The organism is Nocardia caishijiensis NBRC 108228, from assembly GCF_001612825.1.
Lineage (GTDB): Bacteria > Actinomycetota > Actinomycetes > Mycobacteriales > Mycobacteriaceae > Nocardia > Nocardia caishijiensis.
The window spans coordinates 16,784-34,757 of sequence record NZ_BDBE01000015.1; the positions used below are offsets into that span (position 1 = coordinate 16,784).

Here is a 17,974-nt window from a genome sequence, read left to right on the forward strand (position 1 = left end):
AGACGCCTGAGTCGCAGGAGGCTCGCCGCCATCACCTGTCAGGTACTCGGGGCGGGTTCCTGGTGGCCGATGGCTCGACTCGGTGGCGGCACCTGGTTGGTTCGGTGCCGACCTACTCGGCGCAGGAGCGGAATGCGGTTCGCCGAGTGGAAGTTTCGGGAGAGGGCGGGTTTCGTCGTCCTCGGTGGCGGGTGGCAGCGTCCAGCCGCCGGGCAGGGTGCCTGGTTCGGGGCGCTGGGTGAGGCTGGTTGGTTCGGGGCGTGGGGCGAGCTCGGGTGCCGCGTCGTCGGCGTGGGACCGATCGGACGGATCACCTCGGTCGGGTGTTGTGCTCATCGCGATCAGTCCTGGTACTTCGGGGCCGGTGGGGTCGCTTCGCCGAGCGTGGACAGCCAGCGGCGGTGGATGCGGGTCCAGGTGCCGTCGGAGCGGATGCGATCGAGGGTGGCGTTGACGAAGCGGACCAGGTCGTCGTCGCCCTTGGGGATGCCGATGCCGTAGGGCTCGGCGCTGATGCTCGCGCCGACCACCTCGGTGTAGGGGTCCTGGGCGGCGAGACCGGCGAGGATGGCGTCGTCGGTACTCACCGCGTCGACCTGGCGTTGCTGCAGGACGACGAGGCAGTCGGCCCAGGTCGGGACGGTGAGGATGGTCGCGGCGGGCTGATCGCGGCGAATGTGGTCCAGCGAGGTCGTACCGCGTGCCACACACACTCGCTTGCCCGCCAGGTCGGCCAGACCGGTGATGCCGGAGTTCTTCATCGCGAGCACGCGCTGATCGGCCCGCAGGTACACCGTGGAGAACGCCACCCGCTCGCGTCGTTCACAGGTGATCGTCATCGTCTTGGCGACCAGGTCGACGGTGTGCTCCTGCAGCGCCTTCTCGCGCTCCTCCGAAGCGAGACTGCGGTATTCGATCAGATCCGGGTTGCCGAGCAGGTCGCGGGCGATCTCGCGGGCGATGTCGGCGTCGAAGCCGACGATGCGCCCGGTCACCGGGTCGCGGAAGCTGAACAGATTGCTGCCCGCGTCCAGCCCGACGACCAGCCTGCCGCGTGCGCGGATGGCCGCGATCGTCGGACCGTCGGCCGTACTCGGACGCAGACTCGCGGTGGGGTCACCGCACTGTGCGCCGGTGCGCGGCGGCAACGGAGTGTCGGTGCCGATGGGAATCGCCTTGGCGGGCAGGGGCGGTTCGGAGTACACCGCGCGTTCGTCGGCTGCCGGGGTGCTGTCGGAACACCCGCCGAGCACGGCGACGAGCAGCAGCGCCGCGACGGCGCGCCCCCGCCTCACCGGTACTCCCGCAGCCGGGGCCAGAGCCCGAGCGCCACGCAGACGGCCGCGACGATACCGAGTCCGAGGGCGCCGGGGGCCAGGAACGAGAGCACGTCGACGGCCTGGGAGACCTTGTCGCGCAAGCGGTCACGGGTGGCGGTCCCCGCGTCGGCGAGGGCACGCTCCAGCGCGTCGACCTGGGCGGCCGAATCGGCGGCGCTCGGCCCGGTCGCCACGGCGGCGGCGCCGACGAAATCGCCACGCTCGAGAGTGTCGTTCATCCGCTGGTGCGCCGACTGCCAGCGGGTCAGGGCGGCACGTGCGTCGGTCACCTCGTCGGCGGCCGGTGCGTCGGACGGGTAGCCGTCGAGGAGTTCGGCGAGCCGGGCGGCGTTGGCGTCGAACGTGCGGTCGTAGTCGCCGGTGGCGTCACGGCGCACCAGCTTCACCATTTCGGCGGATCTGGCCTGCTGCACCAGGATTCGGCTCTCGGCCAGTCGGGCGGCTGGCACCGCGCCCTCGTCGCGGCAGCGGATCATCGCGACCGCCGACACCGACCCGGCCGCGACGGTCCACAGCAGGGTGAGCGCCACCATCGCGGTGCCGATGAGCAGGCCCATGTTGAAAACTCGCCGCGACCGCCGCGCCAACTCCACCTGCACGAACACGAGCGCGGCGAGAGTGAGCACGAGCAACCCGATCGCGACCCACGGCGGCTGCACGTGCCGGTGCTGGGCGGCGGTCACCGCGTCGAAGCGGTGGTCTTCGAGTTCCTCGGCCATCGGCAGCAGCGTGGTCTGCATCTGATGCGACGCCTCGCTCAGATAGGCCGCGCCAACCGGGAAACCGTTGCGATTGTTGGCCCGCGCCGTCTCGATCAGCCCGGTGTACACGGGGAGACCGGTCGCGATACCGGTGCGCAGGCGGCGGTCGGTGCCCGCCGGATCGGCCGCCTCCTCGGCGGAGATGTGGCCCGCCTGGGTGACCAGCTCGGCGGCCGCCTCGCCGATCGCCTGGGTATACCGGTCGCGCACCTCCTCCGGCTCGATGCCGCCCGCGATGAACGCGCGCCCGGCGGCGGCGTCGGCGATCGAGAGCGAGGTGTAGAGATGGTTGGCCGAATGCGCGTCGGGTTCGGTGTCGTCGAGCAGGACGCCCAAAGCTTGCTTGCGCTCGCTCACGGTCGTCGAAGTCACCATGCCCGCGGTGACGCACAGCACCATCAGTACCAGGCCAGCGGCGAGCAATCGGCCCGGCGTCGACCGTGCGAAGCCGCGCAGACGGGCGGGCTGGAACTGGGCGCGCAGGGCTTTCACGTCGGGTGCGGGCGGTCGATCGGCGACGAGTGTCTGCCTGCGCAGCGGTGTCCGCCGCGTCGGGGTCGGCGGGGCGACACCAGCTTCTACCTGCGACGACGGGCCCGTGCGGACAGCCGCGACCTCGGTCGCCGCCTCGCGGCTTCCCGGTTCGACCATCGTTCACCTGCCCGTCCTGTCCGCGCACCCGTCCCGGTGCGGAGTTTATTGTGGTCGTACCGGTGCCGCAGCCCCTCAGACACCCCCGTGGCGGTTGCTGCACGGCTGCCAGGGAGAGGGTATGGGATGCGCGGTGACGGAGACGGGTGGGCGGAGAGCCCGGGTGGCGTCCGGCACTGGGGCAAGTTCGGTGCGGCGGGTCTGCTGCTGCGCGCGCCACTGCCCGGCGGTGGCTCGGCGGTGTTGTTGCAGCATCGAGCGGCGTGGAGTCACCAGGGTGGCACCTGGGCGCTGCCCGGCGGCGCCCGCGACTCCCACGAGACCGCACGGCACGCGGCGGTCCGCGAAGCCGAGGAGGAGGCCGGGATCAGCGCCGACGCCGTGCGCGTTCGCGCCGAACGCCTCACCATGACCGCCCCGAGCGGCTGGACCTATACGACCGTCGTCGCCGACGCGGCAGGCACGCTGCCGACCGTCCCCAACCAGGAGAGCACCGAACTGGCCTGGGTCCCCGAGGACGACGTCACCGCCCTCCCCCTGCACCCCGGTTTCGCCGCGGCGTGGATCGGCCTGCGCGCTGTTCCCCTCCGCGTCGTCGACGTCACCCCCGACCTCGCCCCCACCCTGCCCCGCACCGTCGACCTGTCCGGCCACGGCTTCTTCTGGCTACACGCGACGACCACCGGCCCCGGCGCCGAAATCCTCCTCGACAACCCGACGACCGGCCCCACCGTCACCCGAGCCGACCTCCTGTCCTGAAACGACCGTCCGAACCCACCGGGCCGCGTGGTGATCGAGCGTCCAGATTCAGGAGGCGGCCAGGAGGGCTGATTTGAGGTCGCGGGCGGCGGCTTCTGGGTCGGCGGCCTCGGTGATCGCGCGGACGACGACCACCCGGCGGGCACCGGCCTCGAGGACTTCCGGCAGGCGTGCGGTGTCGACGCCACCGATGGCGAACCAGGGGAGCGTCGGGTGGGATTCGGCGGTGGAGCGGACCAGGTCGATGCCCGCGGCCTGGCGGCCGGGTTTGGTCGGGGTGGTCCAGACGGGGCCGGTGCAGAAGTAGTCGAGGTGACCGTCGATCGCGGCCAGACCGGCCTGGTTGCGGTTGTGGGTCGACCGGCCGATCACCACGTCGGGGCCGAGGATGCGGCGCGCGTAGGCGGGCGGCAGGTCGCCCTGACCCAGGTGGAGCACGTCGGCGCCCGCGGCGAGGGCGATGTCGGCGCGGTCGTTCACCGCCAGCAGCGCGCCGTGCCGCCGGGTCGCCGCCTTGATCTCGGCGAGGGCGCCCAGCTCGGCCTTCGCCTCGAGCGGCCCGAACTCGGCCTCGCCCGGCGACCCTTTGTCACGCAACTGCACGATGTCGACCCCACCGGCGAGCGCGGCGTCGACGAACCTGGCCAGATCGCCCTTCTCCCGGCGTGCGTCGGTGCACAGATACAGCAGCGCCGAGGAGAGGCGTTCCCTTGGCGGGACGGAACGGTTCGGATGGGAGGGCTGCACAGTGACGACGGTAGTCGCGCTACCGTGGAACCGCGAACGTCGAAACCCCGACAGCCCCGGACTCGTGGCGACCCCACCGAGCCCGTCGTCGAAACCGTCGATGTTCGACCAGCGGTGGCCCCGGTTCTCGGCCACCTCGATCTGGACCGCCCGGCCCGCCGCGTCGACCGCGATGTCGCGGCAAACCGTCCGAGAACCAAGAGCGCCGACCGCGCAGGTCACGGCCGCGCGGCGCGGGTCGCACGGGACACGGCACCAGGCAGAACCCGCGGCACATGTTACGGAGGCGTTGATGCGAACACTGGCGGTTGTCGGCGGCGGTGCCGTCGGACTCGCCGTCGCATGGCGGGCCGCCGAGGCGGGCTGGACCGTCACCGTGTTCGACCCGGCCCCCGGTTCGGGCGCGTCGTTCGTCGCCGGTGGCATGCTCGCCCCGCTGTCGGAGGGCTGGCCGGGTGAGGACCGCGTGCTGGAATTCGGCGCCGCCGCCCTGGCCGCCTGGCCCTCCTTCGCCGAGCAACTGCGGGCCGTGACGGGCGAGTCGATGTTCGTCGCCGACGAAACCCTCACCGTCGCCCTCGACGCCGCCGACGCCCAGGACCTGCACACCGTCGCCGACTGGCTCGCCGATTTCGGCTACGACCTGCCCGTGCTCGACCGCGCCGGGGTCCGCGCGCTGGAACCCGCGCTGGCTCGCACGGTCCGCGCGGGCCTGCACGCCCGGTCGGAACCCGCCGTCGACAATCGCCGCGTCCTGCGCGCACTGCGCACCGCGTGCGCCGGATCGGGCGTCGAGATCCGGATGGAAGCCGTTGCCGCCGTGGATGACCTCCCCTACGACCGGGTCGTGCTCGCGGCAGGCGCACGGTCCGCCGAGCTGTGGCCCGGCCTGCCGGTGCGCCCGGTGAAAGGGGAGATCCTGCGGTTGCGCCGCAGACCGGGCGTGAACCCGCCACCCACCCGCGTGATCCGTGCGCGGGTGCACGGCAGGCCGATGTACCTGGTGCCGAGGGAAGACGGAATCGTCCTCGGCGCAACGCAATACGAGGCCGGACTCGACACAACGGTCACCGTCGGTGGGGTCCGCGACCTGATCGCCGACGCCGAAACCGTTCTGCCGGGAATCGGCGAATACGAACTCGCCGAGGCCGCCGCCGGGTCGCGACCCGCCACCCCCGACAACCTGCCGCTGCTCGGTCCACTCGACGACCGGGTCCTCGCGGCCACCGGACACGGCCGCAACGGCATGCTCACCCTCGCGCTCACCGCGGCCCTCGTCCCCGGCCTGCTCGACGACGTCACCACGCCTGTCGCGGAACTGGCCGCACCGCAACGTTTTCCAGCATCCGTGCTGTCCCGAGGAGGAACCCGATGACCATCCCGATCGGCGTCACCGTCAACGGTGCCGACCACGAGTTCGCCGAGCCGCTCAGCGTCCGAGAAATGCTCGCGCGGCTCGAATTGCCCTGCCAGGGTGTGGCATTGGCCGTCGACGGCGCGGTGTTCCCGAAGTCGCGCTGGGACGAACCGGTCGGCCGCGGCTGGACCGTCGAGGTGCTCACGGCGGTGCAGGGTGGCTGAGCTCGCACCGTTACGGATCGCGGACAAGGAGTTCGGTTCGCGCCTGATCATGGGCACCGGCGGCGCCGAGAACCTCGCTGTGCTCGAACAGGCCCTGATCGCGTCGGGCACCGAACTCACCACCGTCGCCTTGCGCCGCGTCGACGCGGTCGGCGGCACCGGTGTGCTCGACCTGCTGAAACGCCTGAACATCACGCTGCTGCCCAACACGGCGGGCTGCCGCACCGCCGCCGAGGCCGTGCTCACCGCCCAGCTCGCGCGCGAGGCGTTGGAGACGAACTGGGTGAAACTCGAGGTCGTCGCCGACGAACGCACCCTGCTGCCTGACCCGTTCGAACTTCTCGACGCCGCCGAGAAGCTGGTCGACGACGGTTTCGTCGTGCTGCCCTACACCACCGACGACCCGACCCTTGCCCGTCGGCTCGAGGACGCGGGGTGCGCCGCGGTGATGCCGCTCGGTTCCCCGATCGGCACCGGACTCGGCATCGGCAACCCGCACAACATCGAGATGATCGTGGCCGGAGCCGGTGTCCCGGTGATCCTGGACGCGGGCATCGGTACCGCGAGCGACGCCGCGCTGGCGATGGAGCTGGGCTGTTCGGCGGTCCTGCTCGCCACCGCCGTCACCCGGGCGCGCGAACCCGAGCTGATGGCGTCGGCGATGGCCGCGGCCGTGCGCGGCGGCTACCTCGCCCGGCAGGCGGGCCGGATTCCGAAGCGTTTCTGGGCTCAGGCTTCTTCCCCAGCCAGGTAGGGGTTCGGGTCATCCTCGAGGATGACCCGACTCGCGACTTCCAGCCGACGCCCGCGCCGGGTTCGCTGGTGCATGCTGGACGCATGATCGAGCTGAGGGGCCTGACCAAGCAATTCGGCCAGACCGTCGCGGTCCAGGATCTCTCGTTCACCGTCCAGCCAGGACAGGTGACCGGGTTCCTCGGACCCAACGGTGCGGGCAAATCGACAACGATGCGGATGATCCTCGGGTTGGACAGACCCACCGCGGGCACCGCGTTGATCGGCGGCAAGCTGTACCAGGAGCTCGAGCGGCCACTCACCCAGGTGGGTGCGCTGCTCGACGCCAAATGGGTGCACCCGAACCGGTCGGCGCGCGCGCACCTGCAGTGGCTCGCCGCGTCCAACGACCTGCCCAAGGACCGTGTCGAGGAGGTGCTGCGACTGGTCGGCCTCTCCGAGGTGGCCGGGAAGAACGCGGGCGGTTTCTCGCTCGGCATGTCGCAGCGGCTCGGTCTGGCGGGCGCGTTGCTCGGTGACCCGAAGGTGCTGCTGTTCGACGAGCCGGTCAACGGTCTCGACCCCGAGGGCATCCTGTGGATCCGCCGCTTCATGCAGCGCCTCGCGGGCGAGGGGCGCACGGTGCTCGTCTCGAGCCACCTGCTCTCGGAGATGGCCCAGACCGCCGACCACCTGATCGTGATCGGTCGCGGCAAGCTCATCGCCGATACCACGACCAAGGACTTCATCGACCGCGCCTCCGAACAGTCGGTGCGGGTGCGGAGCCCACAACTGGACCAGCTGCGCAGCCTGCTCACCTCGCACGGCATGACCGTGCGTGAGGACGGCGACGCCGCGCTGGTCGTCACCGGGGTGACCAGCGACGAGGTCGGCAAGGTCGCCGGAACCAACAGCGTCACGCTCTACGAGCTGGCACCGCAGCAGGCCTCCCTCGAGGAGGCGTTCATGCGGATGACCGGCGGCGCCGTGGAATACCACGGCGAGGGAATCGATCAGGTGATGGGAGGTGCGCTCTGATGGGCGTGCTCGCGGCGGAACGAATCAAGCTCACCTCCACCCGCTCGCCGTGGTGGTGCACGGCGGTTGTCGTCCTGCTCGGCATCGGCCTGGCGGCCCTGATGGCCGTCATCACCAGTGTCGACACCTCTCAGGCCACCGAGCCGGGCGAAGGCCCGCCGATGCTCACCCCGAGCCTGGCCACCTCGGGCGTCACCGGCTTCGGTGTGATGGTGCTGATGATCATGGCCGCCCTCACGGTGACCAGCGAATACCGGTTCGGGGTGATCCGGACGAGCTTCCTCGCGGTGCCCGCCCGGTCGAAGGTGATCGTGTCCAAGGCCGCCCTGGTCGGTGTGTTCGCGGCGGTGCTGACCGGCGTGCTCGCGCTGGTCGCCTTCGTGGTGGCCAAGGTGATCGTCGGTGACGACGCCCCGATGCTCGTGCTCGAGGGCAACTGGCGCGCCATCTACGGCATCCCGATCTACGCCTTCCTGAGCGTGCTGCTGGCGATCGGTGTCGGTGTGCTCGTCCGCCAGTCCGCGGCCGCCATCTCGCTGATCGTGCTGTGGCCGCTGCTCATCGAGGGCCTGCTCGGCGCGTTCGGCAGCTTCGGTCGCACGGTCAACCCGTTCCTGCCCTTCGCCAACGCCAACCGCTTCCTGACGGTCGAGGAGGTCTCGGGCGACTGGCACTGGGGTGTGTGGGGCAGCCTCGTGTACTTCGCGGCGTTCTGCGTCATTGTCTTCGTCGGCGCCTTGGTGGTCGTGAACCGCCGCGACGCTTGACCCGTTCCTGCCCGGGCTGCCCTCGCAACAAGCCCGGGCCGCGTGGGGGCCGACCTTGTCGGGAGGTCGCACCCCGGAACCCCCGGCGTCCGCTGCCCGGATGCCGGGGGTTTCGCGTATCCCCGAGAATCTCGCAAGCACATGGGTAACTCACCGGGTACGGACTACCGCAACCCACGACACCGTCTGGCCGCCGACGCAATTCGCCCCGCGCCCAACTCTGGCCTTAAGTTTCGGGCACGCGGGACTGTAGGCTCGGTCCGTGAGTGAAACGCCTTCTGGCGCGCCGGATCCGCGACAGCGTGACGCTGACGCCGAGGTGTTCATCCCGTTGGAGCCGACCGTCGATGCCGACTCCGAGGAGTCCGGCGCCCGCAACGGTCGTCGTCGCGTGCAGATCTCGTCGAAACTGCAGGCCGCCAACCGTCGTGCCGACGTGATCGGCGCGTTGCGCAAAGCCCGTCAGCAGCTGCCGGGTGACCCGTCGTTCGGCGATCCGCTGTCGGTGTCGGGGCCGGGTGGGGCGCGGGCGGTGGCCAGGGTCGCCGACCGGATCGCCGGTGGCGCGCCGACGGCGGCACGCGAGATCGGTTTCGGCGCGCTGCAGGTGTGGCAGGCCGCCCTCGAGCGCGTGGGGCGTGGCCGGGGCACCGAGGAGGTGACGATCGTGTTCACCGACCTGGTCGGCTTCTCGAGCTGGGCGCTGGCCGCGGGCGACGAACGCACCCTCGACCTGTTGCGCAAGGTGGCCAAGGCCATCGAGCCACCGATCGCCGAGCGTGGCGGCCAGGTGGTCAAACGCATGGGCGATGGCCTGATGGCCGTGTTCTCCTCACCCGACCGCGCCGTGCGCGCCGCCCTCGCGGCCCGCCGCAACCTCGAGGACGTGGAGGTACAGGGCTACAAACCGCGCATGCGCGTCGGCCTGCACACCGGGTCTCCCCGCGAGATCGGTGGCGACTGGCTCGGCGTCGACGTGAACATCGCCGCCCGCATGATGGAGGCAGGCGGCAACGGCAACACCATGATCTCCAGCACGACCATGGCCGCCCTGCGCCCGGAAACCCTCACCGACCTGGGCGTCACCGCCAAGCTCTACCGCCGCAACTTCTGGGCGGCCCCCCTCAACGGCGTCCCCGAAGACGTGAAGATCTTCAAGCTAGCCCCGGCCTGACCGCTTGGCCAGCCGATCCTGTTCCTTCCAGTAGGCCCGGAACGCCTGCTGAGTCGGTGTCGGCCTGGTGGTCAGCGCCTGCCAGTCTGTTCGCCGCGCGAAGTCGACCGCGAGCAGCACGGGCAGGATGAAGGCCTGGAAGAAGATCAGATAGCTGCCGCCCTCGAACACGAACATCAGGTAGCCGGCGTAGCCGAGGTAGACGACGCCGAATACGGCGTTGAGGCCACGCGACAGCTCGCTCTGACCGTTGTTGACGTTTGCCATCGCGATCATCGCGAAGCCGCTGACCGCGAGCAGTCCGACGTACCAGGTGAACATGGGTGCAAGCCAACAGCGCGCGCCTTACCCGCGGCTTGCGAAACCCTTGGCGGTCAGAGCCAGAGGAAAGCACCGGTGGCGGCGAGGGCGGCCGCGGCGATCAGGGCGATCGACATCGCGCGATTGTTCTTCCAGGTGGTGTAGGCGCCGCCGAGCAGGAAACCGGCGAGGGCGAAGAGCAGGACCGCAGACATGTTCTCCATCTTGCCTGGTGAATTGCCCGCAGTTAACAAGCACGCGTGCTTGCTTTTTTACGGGACCGATGTGATCCTGGGTGCCATGAGTGCACTCTCCGCTGACCCGGACGTGATCCGGATCGGTAATTGCTCCGGTTTCTACGGCGACCGGCTCAGCGCCATGCGGGAAATGCTCGAGGGTGGTGACCTCGACGTGCTCACCGGCGACTATCTCGCCGAACTCACCATGCTGATCCTCGGCCGCGACCGCATGAAGGACCCGAGCCTCGGCTACGCGAAGACCTTCGTCAAGCAGATCGAGGAGTGCCTGGGTCTGGCGTTGGAGCGCAACGTCCAGATCGTCACCAACGCGGGCGGGCTGAACCCGGCCGGGCTGGCCGAGCGTTTGCGCAAGGTCGCCGCCGACCTGGGTCTCGATGCCAAGATCGCGCACGTCGAGGGCGACGACCTCGTCGCCCGCGCGGGCGAGCTCGGCCTCGGCCAGCCGCTCACGGCCAATGCCTACCTCGGCGCGTGGGGCATCGTCGAGTGCCTGAATTCCGGTGCCGACATTGTCGTCACCGGGCGGGTCACCGACGCCTCGGTGATCGTCGGCCCCGCCGCGGCCCACTTCGGTTGGGGCCGAACCGATTACGACGCCCTCGCGGGCGCCGTGGTGGCAGGGCACGTGATCGAGTGCAGCACCCAGGCCACCGGCGGCAACTTCGCGTTCTTCACCGAACTCGGCGATCTCGGCCGTCCAGGGTTCCCGATCGCCGAGATCCGTCGTGACGGGTCGAGTGTCATCACCAAGCACGCGGGCACGGGTGGCACGGTCACCGTCGACACGGTCGAAGCCCAGCTCATGTATGAGATCCAGAGCGCGCGGTACGCCGGTCCCGACGTCACCACCCGCCTGGACAGCATCGCCCTGAGCCAGGAGGGTCCGGACCGGGTGCTCATCAGCGGCGTCACCGGGGAGGCGCCGCCGCCGCAGCTCAAGGTCTCGCTCAACACGCTCGGCGGGTTCCGCAACGAGATGTCCTTCATACTCACAGGGCTGGAGATCGAGGCGAAAGCCGCACTGGCGCAACGCCAGCTCGAATCGTGGCTCCCGGTGAAGCCCGCCGAGATCAGCTGGACGCTGGCCCGTCTCGACCGCCCCGACGCCGATACCGAGGAGCAGGCCAGCGCCATTCTGCGCTGTGTGGTGCGCGACCCCGATCCGAACAAGGTCGGACGCGGATTCTCGAGTGTCGCCGTGGAATTGGCGCTGGCCAGTTACCCGGGGTGCACCTTCACCGCTCTGCCCGGCAACGGCTCGCCCTACGGTGTGTTCACCCCGGGATATGTCGACGCGCACGAGGTGCCCCACCTCGCCGTCCTCGCCGACGGCACCCGCGTCGACATCGCTCCTTCCTCGGAAACCGCTGTTCTCGAACCACTTCCGGAACCGCCGCTTCCCGAACCGTTGACGCCTGGCGAGACCCGCCGCGTCCCCCTCGGCAGCATCGCGCTCGCCCGCAGCGGCGACAAGGGTGGCGACGCCAATATCGGAGTCTGGGTGCGCACCGACGAGCAGTGGCGCTGGCTCGCGCACACTCTCACCGTGGAGAAGCTGCGCGAATTGCTGCCCGAGACAGCCGAACTCGACGTCAGCCGCCACGTGTTGCCCAATCTGCGGGCGATCAACTTCATCATCACCGGTCTGCTCGGCAAAGGCGTCGCCTACCAGGCGCGTTTCGACCCGCAGGCCAAGGGGCTCGGCGAATGGCTGCGCTCCCGCCACATCGACATGCCGACGGAGCTGCTCGCATGACATCTGTATGGGACACGCCGGAACGAAAAGAACTGCGCGCCACCGTGCGCGGGTTCGTCGAGCGGGAGATCCTGCCCGACCTGGACACCTGGGAGCGCGAGGGCCTCATCCCGCGTGAACTGCACAAGAAGGCGGGCGAACTCGGCCTGCTCGGTATCGAGTACCCCGAATTCGCCGGTGGCGAGGGCGGTTCCGCGATCGACGGCGTGGTGCTGAGCGAGGAACTGCACTACGCGGGCGCCTCCGGTGGCCTGTGGGCGTCGCTGTTCACCTGCGGAATCTCGTTGCCGCACATCATCGCTTCGGGCAATCAGGAGCAGATCGACCGCTGGGTGAAGCCGACTCTGGCTGGGGACCTGATCGGCTCGCTGGCCATCACCGAGCCCGGCGGTGGCTCCGACGTCGGTCACCTCACCACCTCGGCGGTGCGCGACGGCGACGACTTCATCATCAACGGCGCCAAGACCTTCATCACCTCGGCCTGCCGCGCCGACTTCATCGTCACCGCGGTGCGCACCGGCGGGCCGGGCGCCGCCGGTGTCTCGCTGATCATCGTGCCCACCGACACACCGGGTTTCGAGGTCACCCGCAAGCTGGAGAAGATGGGCTGGCTGGCCTCGGACACCGGTGAGCTGTCCTTCACCGACGTGCGGGTGCCCGCGACCAACCTGGTCGGCGCGGAGAACTCCGGGTTCGCGCAGATCGCCAGCGCGTTCGTCAGCGAGCGGGTCGGCTTGGCCGTGCAGGCGTACGCGATGGCTCAGCGCGCGCTGGATCTCACCCTCGAGTGGTGCCGTAACCGGGAGACCTTCGGCCGCCCGCTGATCAGCCGCCAGTCGGTGCAGATGACGCTGACCGAGATGGCCCGCCGCATCGATACGGCCCGCGTGTACACCCGCTCGCTGGTCGAGCGGGTGGAGAACGGCGAGCAGGGCCTCATCGCCGAGGTCTGCTTCGCCAAGAACACCGCCGTCGAGACCGTCGAATGGGTCGCCAACCAAGCCGTCCAGCTGCACGGCGGCATGGGCTACATGCGCGAGTCCGAGGTGGAGCGCATCTACCGCGACATCCGCATCATCGGCATCGGTGGCGGCACCAACGAGATCCTGACCATGCTGGCGTCGAAAGTATTGGGGTTCCAGTCGTGACGACCTTCCGTTCCACCCTCGACACCGCGTCGCCGGAGTACACCGCGGCCGCGGAGGCGATGGCGACCAAGCTCACCGAGGTCGAGGCCGAGTTCGCCAAGGCCATCGCCGGTGGCGGCCCCGAGAAGGTGGCCCGTCATCACAAGCGCGGCAAGCTCACCGCCCGCGAGCGCATCGAGCTGCTGCTCGACGAGGACTCGCCGTTCCTGGAGCTGTGCCCGCTGGCGGCCTGGGGCAGTGACTTCCACGTCGGCGCGTCGACGATCGCCGGTATCGGCATCGTGGAGGGCGTCGAGTGCATGATCGTCGCGCCCGATCCGACCGTGCGCGGTGGCACCTCCAACCCGTGGACGCTGCGAAAGACGTTGCGGATCAACGACATCGTGCGGGAGAACCGGCTGCCGGTGATCTCGCTGGTCGAATCCGGCGGCGCGGATCTGCCGACACAAAAGGAAGTCTTCATCCCTGGCGGCGCGATGTTCCGCGACCTCACCCAGGCCTCGGCGGCCGGAATCCCCACCATCTCCCTGGTTTTCGGCAACTCGACCGCCGGTGGCGCCTACATCCCCGGCATGTCCGACTACGTGGTGATGGTCAAGGAGGGCGCGAAGGTCTTCCTGGCCGGGCCGCCGCTGGTGAAGATGGCCACCGGTGAGGACTCCGACGACGAGACCCTCGGCGGCGCCGAGATGCACGCGCGCACTTCGGGTCTGGCCGACTACATGGCCGCCGACGAGCAGGACGCCATCCGCATCGGCCGTGGCATCGTGCGCAGGCTGAACTGGAAGAAGCAGGGCCCCGAGCCGCGCGCCGAGGTGATCTCGCCGCTCTACGACCCCGAGGAACTGCTCGGCATCGTGCCCTCGGACCTGAAGATCCCGTTCGATCCGCGCGAGGTGATCGCCCGCGTCGTCGACGGTTCGGACTTCGACGAGTTCAAGCCGCTCTACGGCTCCAGCCTGGTCACCGGCTGGGCGGAGATCAACGGCTTCCCGATCGGCATCCTGGCCAACGCGCGCGGTGTGCTGTTCTCCGAGGAGTCGCAGAAGGCCACCCAGTTCATCCAGCTGGCGAACAAGAAGAACACGCCACTGCTGTTCCTGCACAACACCACCGGCTACATGGTCGGCAAGGACTACGAGCACGGCGGCATCATCAAGCACGGCGCGATGATGATCAACGCGGTGGCCAACTCGAAGGTCCCGCACATCTCGCTGCTGATCGGCGCCTCCTACGGCGCCGGGCACTACGGCATGTGCGGGCGTGCGTTCAACCCGCGCTTCCTGTTCGCCTGGCCGAGCGCGAAGTCGGCCGTGATGGGCGGCGCGCAGCTGGGCGGCGTGCTCACCATCGTGCAGCGTGGCGCGGCCGAGGCCAAGGGCCTGCCGTTCGACGAGGAGGCCGCCGCCGGTCTCGCCGCCATGGTCGAGGCGCAGATCGAGGCCGAGGCGATGCCGATGTTCCTGTCGGGCAGGCTTTTCGACGACGGCATCATCGACCCCCGTGACACCCGCACCGTGCTGGGGATGGCGCTGTCGGCCATCCACACGGCACCGATCCAGGGCGCCGAGGGCTTCGGCGTCTTCCGAATGTGAGGCGCGACATGGCGATTACGAATGTTCTCGTTGCCAACCGTGGTGAGATCGCGCGCCGCGTGTTCGCCACCTGCCGTCGGATGGGTATCGGCACCACCGCGGTGTACTCGGACGCCGACGCCGCGGCCCCGCACGTGGCCGAGGCCGACGCCGCTGTCCGCCTGCCCGGCAACACCCCGGCCGAGACCTACCTGCGCGGTGAGCTGATCATCGAGGCCGCGCTGTCGGCCGGTGCCGACGCCATCCATCCTGGCTACGGATTTCTCTCCGAGAACGCCGAATTCGCGCGCTCGGTGCTCGACGCGGGCCTGGTGTGGATCGGTCCGCCGGTCGCGGCCATCGAGCAGATGGGCTCGAAGGTCGAGTCGAAGAAGATGATGGACGCCGCCGGTGTCCCCGTCCTCGCCGAGCTCGATCCCGCCGAGGTCACCGAGGCGCACCTGCCGGTGCTCATCAAGGCCTCCGCCGGTGGCGGTGGTCGCGGTATGCGCGTGGTGCGTGAGTTGGGTGAGCTGAAGGATCAGATCGCCGCCGCGCAGCGCGAGGCCGAGTCGGCCTTCGGCGATCCGACCGTGTTCTGCGAGCGCTACCTCGAGACCGGCCGTCACATCGAAGTCCAGGTCATGTCCGACACGTTCGGTAAGACCTGGGCAGTCGGTGAGCGTGAGTGCTCGATCCAGCGTCGGCATCAGAAGGTCGTGGAGGAAGCTCCTTCGCCGCTGGTCGAGAAGATCGACGCGCTGCGAGCTCAGGGGCCGGAGGCGGTAGCGGAGCGTGACCACGCAGGCCCCGCGAGCGGCGCAGATGGACAGAGCATGCGTGATCGCCTGTTCGAGGCGGCACGGCTGGCCGCCGAGGCGATCGGCTACGAGGGCGCGGGCACCGTCGAATTCCTCGCCGACGAGAAGGGCGATTTCTTCTTCCTGGAGATGAACACCCGTCTGCAGGTGGAACATCCGGTCACCGAGCAGACCACCGGCCTCGACCTGGTCCGCCTGCAGTTGCAGGTGGCCTCCGGCCTGCCGCTGCCCGCGAACCAGCCCGCCCAGCGCGGCCATTCGATCGAGGTCCGGCTCTACGCCGAGGACCCCGCGCAGGACTGGCAGCCGCAGAGCGGTCCGGTGCACAAGATCGAGATTCCGTTCACCGCAGGCGAATTCACCGTGCTCGAGCAGGCCGGAGTGCGACTGGACACCGGCGTCGTCGACGGTTCGATCGTCGGCGTGCATTACGACCCGATGCTGGCGAAGGTCATCTCCTACGCCGAAACCCGCGCCGAGGCAGCGCATCTGCTCGCCACCGCGCTCCAGCGTGCCAAGCTGCACGGCCTGGTCACCAACCGCGACCTGCTCGTGCGCGTGCTGCGGCACCCCGCGTTCCTCGCCGGTGACACCGACACCGCCTTCTTCGCCACCCACGACCTGGCCGTGCTGTCGGCGCCGCTGGTGTCGGAGGCCGACGAGGCGCTGTCCATCGTCGCCGCCGCTCTGGCGGATTCGGCCGCCAACCACGCCGCCAACCGCTTCGGCAGGCTGGCGCCCAGCGGCTGGCGCAACCTGGCGTCGGAGCCGCAGCGCAAGTCCTACGAGAGCCGCGTCAGCGGGACGCACGAGGTGCGCTACCGGTTCGACCGCGCCGGTGGCGTGACGGTCGAGGGCCACGACGGCCTCGCGCTGATCTCTGCGACGCCCGACCGGGTCGTTCTCGCCGTGCCGGGTGAGCGTGGTCCGGTACGCCGCCAGTTCGACATCGCCCGCTACGACGACCTGGTGGCGGTCGACTCGCCGCTGGGCCCGGTGTCCGTGCGCAGGCTGCCGCGCTTCACCGACCCGTCCGAGCAGGTCGCGGCGGGTTCGCTGCTCGCGCCGATGCCGGGCAGCGTGATCCGGCTCGGTGCCGCCGAGGGCGAGCACGTCGAACAGGGCCGGCCGATTCTGTGGCTGGAAGCCATGAAGATGGAGCACACCATCGTCGCGCCGACCACCGGCGTTCTCAGTGCGTTGAACGTGACCGTCGGCCAGCAGGTCGAGGTCGGAACCGTCCTCGCGGTCGTCGAGGAAGAAGAGCAGGAGCAGACAGCATGAGCTTCCACGAAACCGAAGAGCAGAAGGCGCTGCGCGCGGCGGTCGCGTCGCTGGCGACCAAGTACAACTACCGCGACTACGTGCTGCCGCTCTCGCGCAAGAACGAGCCGCTGAGCGAACTGTGGGACGAGGCGGGCAAGCTCGGCTTCCTCGGCGTGAACCTGCCCGAGGAGTACGGCGGCGGTGGCGCGGGCATGTACGAGCTGGCGCTGGTGCAGGAGGAGCTCTCGGCGCAGGGCGCGGGCCTGCTGCTGATGGTGGTCTCCCCGGCCATCTGCGGCACCATCATCACCAAGTACGGCACCGACGCGCAGAAGCAGACCTGGCTGCCCAAGCTCGCCGACGGCTCGTCGAAGATGGTCTTCGCGATCACCGAACCCGACGCCGGTTCCAACTCCCACCAGATCACCACCACCGCCCGCCGCGACGGTGACGACTGGATCCTCAACGGCCGCAAGATCTTCATCTCCGGTGTCGATCAGGCCGAGGCGATCCTGGTGGTCTCGCGCACCGAGGACCACAAGACCGGCAAGCTCAAGCCCGCGCTGTTCATCGTCCCGGTCGACGCGCCCGGTCTGGTGAAGAACGTCCAGGAGATGGATGTCATCGAGCCGGATCACCAGTACACGCTGTTCTTCGACGACGTACGCCTGCCCGCCGACGCCCTCGTCGGCTCCGAGGACGCGGCCCTGGCCCAGCTGTTCGCCGGCCTGAACCCGGAGCGCATCATGGGCTCGGCCATGGCCATCGGCCTGGGCCGCTATGCCATCGACCGTGCGGTGGAGTACGCCAAGGAACGCACCGTCTGGAAGACGCCGATCGGTGCGCACCAGGGTATTTCGCATCCGCTGGCTCAGATCAAGATCGAGCTGGAACTGGCGAAGCTGATGATGCAGAAGGCCGCGACGCTCTATGACGCGGGTGACGAGTTCGGGGCTGCCGAGGCGGCGAACATGGCCAAGTACTCGGCCGCCGAGGCCAGTATCAAGGCGCTGGATCAGGCGATCCAGACTCATGGTGGGTCGGGTTTGACCAAGGAGGTCGGGCTGTCGGCGATGCTGCAGGCTGCGCGGATCATGCGGATCGCGCCGGTGAGTCGCGAGATGATTCTCAACTTTGTGGCTCAGCACTCGTTGGGGCTGCCGCGGTCCTACTGATCGTTTTGTGTTGAAGGAGGTATTGGGGCTGTGTTTGTTGGAGCGCTGGCGCGCTCGAGCGCGGCCCTGACGGGCCGCGAGTCAGCCACCGTTGCTCGCGGCTTCGCCGCATGCGCAACGGCGG

The 17,974-nt window shown here is 69.5% G+C and carries 17 protein-coding genes; 12 read left to right on the forward strand and 5 right to left on the reverse strand.

What is annotated here, in order from left to right:
• Positions 1 to 341: 341 nt before the first annotated feature.
• Both NC7_RS03970 and NC7_RS03975 read right to left on the reverse strand, forming a co-directional pair.
• Complete coding sequence (locus NC7_RS03970; RefSeq protein WP_067978925.1) at positions 342 to 1,295, reverse strand: glutamate ABC transporter substrate-binding protein; 954 nt, start codon at positions 1,293 to 1,295, stop codon at positions 342 to 344.
• Positions 1,292 to 2,752: a GlnX family signal transduction membrane protein gene (locus NC7_RS03975; RefSeq protein ID WP_236573134.1), complete on the reverse strand. Its 1,461-nt coding sequence runs from the start codon at positions 2,750 to 2,752 to the stop codon at positions 1,292 to 1,294. The genes NC7_RS03970 and NC7_RS03975 overlap by 4 nt, the downstream gene beginning before the upstream one ends.
• 126 nt (positions 2,753 to 2,878) lie before the next feature.
• Here NC7_RS03975 and NC7_RS03980 point away from each other — a divergent pair, with 126 nt between their 5' ends.
• Positions 2,879 to 3,511 (forward strand): NUDIX domain-containing protein, encoded by a 633-nt coding sequence (locus tag NC7_RS03980; protein ID WP_067978926.1) that lies wholly within the window; start codon positions 2,879 to 2,881, stop codon positions 3,509 to 3,511.
• Positions 3,512 to 3,559: 48 nt separating this feature from the next.
• On the opposite strand, the gene thiE is transcribed toward NC7_RS03980, so the two are convergent.
• Positions 3,560 to 4,258 (reverse strand): thiamine phosphate synthase, encoded by a 699-nt coding sequence (thiE, locus tag NC7_RS03985; RefSeq protein ID WP_067978957.1) that lies wholly within the window; start codon positions 4,256 to 4,258, stop codon positions 3,560 to 3,562.
• A gap of 292 nt (positions 4,259 to 4,550) precedes the next feature.
• On the opposite strand from thiE, the gene thiO reads away from it, so the two are divergent.
• From thiO to NC7_RS04015, 6 genes are all read left to right on the forward strand, one after another.
• The gene (gene thiO, locus NC7_RS03990; RefSeq protein ID WP_067978960.1) at positions 4,551 to 5,633 is read left to right on the forward strand and encodes a glycine oxidase ThiO; all 1,083 of its coding nucleotides are present in this window, start codon (positions 4,551 to 4,553) and stop codon (positions 5,631 to 5,633) included.
• Positions 5,630 to 5,839 (forward strand): sulfur carrier protein ThiS, encoded by a 210-nt coding sequence (thiS, locus tag NC7_RS03995; RefSeq protein WP_067978929.1) that lies wholly within the window; start codon positions 5,630 to 5,632, stop codon positions 5,837 to 5,839. Before thiO ends, thiS begins: the two co-directional genes overlap by 4 nt.
• Positions 5,840 to 5,888: 49 nt before the next feature.
• On the forward strand, positions 5,889 to 6,593 hold the full coding sequence (locus NC7_RS04000) for a thiazole synthase (RefSeq protein ID WP_373861221.1): 705 nt from the start codon (positions 5,889 to 5,891) through the stop codon (positions 6,591 to 6,593).
• Between the two features lie 83 nt (positions 6,594 to 6,676).
• A complete protein-coding gene (locus tag NC7_RS04005) occupies positions 6,677 to 7,609 on the forward strand; it encodes an ABC transporter ATP-binding protein (protein WP_067978934.1) in 933 nt (310 codons plus the stop codon).
• The gene (locus NC7_RS04010; protein ID WP_067978936.1) at positions 7,609 to 8,376 is read left to right on the forward strand and encodes an ABC-2 transporter permease family protein; all 768 of its coding nucleotides are present in this window, start codon (positions 7,609 to 7,611) and stop codon (positions 8,374 to 8,376) included. The genes NC7_RS04005 and NC7_RS04010 overlap by 1 nt, the downstream gene beginning before the upstream one ends.
• A 391-nt stretch (positions 8,377 to 8,767) precedes the next feature.
• The gene (locus NC7_RS04015; protein WP_067978963.1) at positions 8,768 to 9,550 is read left to right on the forward strand and encodes an adenylate/guanylate cyclase domain-containing protein; all 783 of its coding nucleotides are present in this window, start codon (positions 8,768 to 8,770) and stop codon (positions 9,548 to 9,550) included.
• Here the strand turns inward: NC7_RS04015 and NC7_RS04020 are convergent.
• Together NC7_RS04020 and NC7_RS29475 are read right to left on the reverse strand one after the other, a co-directional pair.
• The gene (locus NC7_RS04020) at positions 9,536 to 9,871 is read right to left on the reverse strand and encodes a hypothetical protein (protein WP_067978939.1); all 336 of its coding nucleotides are present in this window, start codon (positions 9,869 to 9,871) and stop codon (positions 9,536 to 9,538) included. The genes NC7_RS04015 and NC7_RS04020 overlap by 15 nt on opposite strands.
• A 53-nt stretch (positions 9,872 to 9,924) precedes the next feature.
• Positions 9,925 to 10,065: a CG2302 family histidine operon protein gene (locus tag NC7_RS29475; RefSeq protein WP_167352399.1), complete on the reverse strand. Its 141-nt coding sequence runs from the start codon at positions 10,063 to 10,065 to the stop codon at positions 9,925 to 9,927.
• Positions 10,066 to 10,150: 85 nt separating this feature from the next.
• Here NC7_RS29475 and NC7_RS04025 point away from each other — a divergent pair, with 85 nt between their 5' ends.
• From NC7_RS04025 to NC7_RS04045, 5 genes are read left to right on the forward strand one after another with little or no spacing between them, the layout of a single operon-like run.
• Entirely contained in the window at positions 10,151 to 11,866 is a 1,716-nt protein-coding gene (locus NC7_RS04025; protein WP_067978966.1) for an acyclic terpene utilization AtuA family protein, read from the forward strand.
• Positions 11,863 to 13,014 carry an acyl-CoA dehydrogenase family protein gene (locus NC7_RS04030; RefSeq protein ID WP_067978942.1) on the forward strand — a complete coding sequence of 384 codons (1,152 nt, stop codon included), beginning with the start codon at positions 11,863 to 11,865 and terminating at the stop codon, positions 13,012 to 13,014. The genes NC7_RS04025 and NC7_RS04030 overlap by 4 nt, the downstream gene beginning before the upstream one ends.
• Positions 13,011 to 14,609, forward strand: a complete 1,599-nt coding sequence (locus NC7_RS04035) for an acyl-CoA carboxylase subunit beta (RefSeq protein ID WP_067978945.1) — start codon at positions 13,011 to 13,013, stop codon at positions 14,607 to 14,609. Before NC7_RS04030 ends, NC7_RS04035 begins: the two co-directional genes overlap by 4 nt.
• Before the next feature lie 8 nt (positions 14,610 to 14,617).
• Complete coding sequence (locus tag NC7_RS04040) at positions 14,618 to 16,693, forward strand: acetyl/propionyl/methylcrotonyl-CoA carboxylase subunit alpha (protein WP_067978948.1); 2,076 nt, start codon at positions 14,618 to 14,620, stop codon at positions 16,691 to 16,693.
• Complete coding sequence (locus NC7_RS04045; RefSeq protein ID WP_067978951.1) at positions 16,690 to 17,850, forward strand: acyl-CoA dehydrogenase family protein; 1,161 nt, start codon at positions 16,690 to 16,692, stop codon at positions 17,848 to 17,850. The genes NC7_RS04040 and NC7_RS04045 overlap by 4 nt, the downstream gene beginning before the upstream one ends.
• Positions 17,851 to 17,974: the final 124 nt, after the last annotated feature.

What these genes read in the sequence shown, in the direction of transcription:
- NC7_RS04005 (WP_067978934.1), top strand. Translation starts at nt 6,677, where the DNA reads ATGATCGAGCTGAGGGGCCTGACCAAGCAATTCGGCCAGACCGTCGCG.
- NC7_RS04025 (WP_067978966.1), top strand. Translation starts at nt 10,151, where the DNA reads ATGAGTGCACTCTCCGCTGACCCGGACGTGATCCGGATCGGTAATTGC.
- thiS (WP_067978929.1), top strand. Translation starts at nt 5,630, where the DNA reads ATGACCATCCCGATCGGCGTCACCGTCAACGGTGCCGACCACGAGTTC.
- NC7_RS04010 (WP_067978936.1), top strand. Translation starts at nt 7,609, where the DNA reads ATGGGCGTGCTCGCGGCGGAACGAATCAAGCTCACCTCCACCCGCTCG.
- NC7_RS04020 (WP_067978939.1), bottom strand. Translation starts at nt 9,871, where the DNA reads ATGTTCACCTGGTACGTCGGACTGCTCGCGGTCAGCGGCTTCGCGATG.
- thiO (WP_067978960.1), top strand. Translation starts at nt 4,551, where the DNA reads ATGCGAACACTGGCGGTTGTCGGCGGCGGTGCCGTCGGACTCGCCGTC.
- NC7_RS04000 (WP_373861221.1), top strand. Translation starts at nt 5,889, where the DNA reads ATGGGCACCGGCGGCGCCGAGAACCTCGCTGTGCTCGAACAGGCCCTG.
- NC7_RS04030 (WP_067978942.1), top strand. Translation starts at nt 11,863, where the DNA reads ATGACATCTGTATGGGACACGCCGGAACGAAAAGAACTGCGCGCCACC.
- NC7_RS29475 (WP_167352399.1), bottom strand. Translation starts at nt 10,065, where the DNA reads ATGTCTGCGGTCCTGCTCTTCGCCCTCGCCGGTTTCCTGCTCGGCGGC.
- NC7_RS04040 (WP_067978948.1), top strand. Translation starts at nt 14,618, where the DNA reads ATGGCGATTACGAATGTTCTCGTTGCCAACCGTGGTGAGATCGCGCGC.
- NC7_RS04045 (WP_067978951.1), top strand. Translation starts at nt 16,690, where the DNA reads ATGAGCTTCCACGAAACCGAAGAGCAGAAGGCGCTGCGCGCGGCGGTC.
- NC7_RS03975 (WP_236573134.1), bottom strand. Translation starts at nt 2,752, where the DNA reads ATGGTCGAACCGGGAAGCCGCGAGGCGGCGACCGAGGTCGCGGCTGTC.
- NC7_RS03980 (WP_067978926.1), top strand. Translation starts at nt 2,879, where the DNA reads ATGCGCGGTGACGGAGACGGGTGGGCGGAGAGCCCGGGTGGCGTCCGG.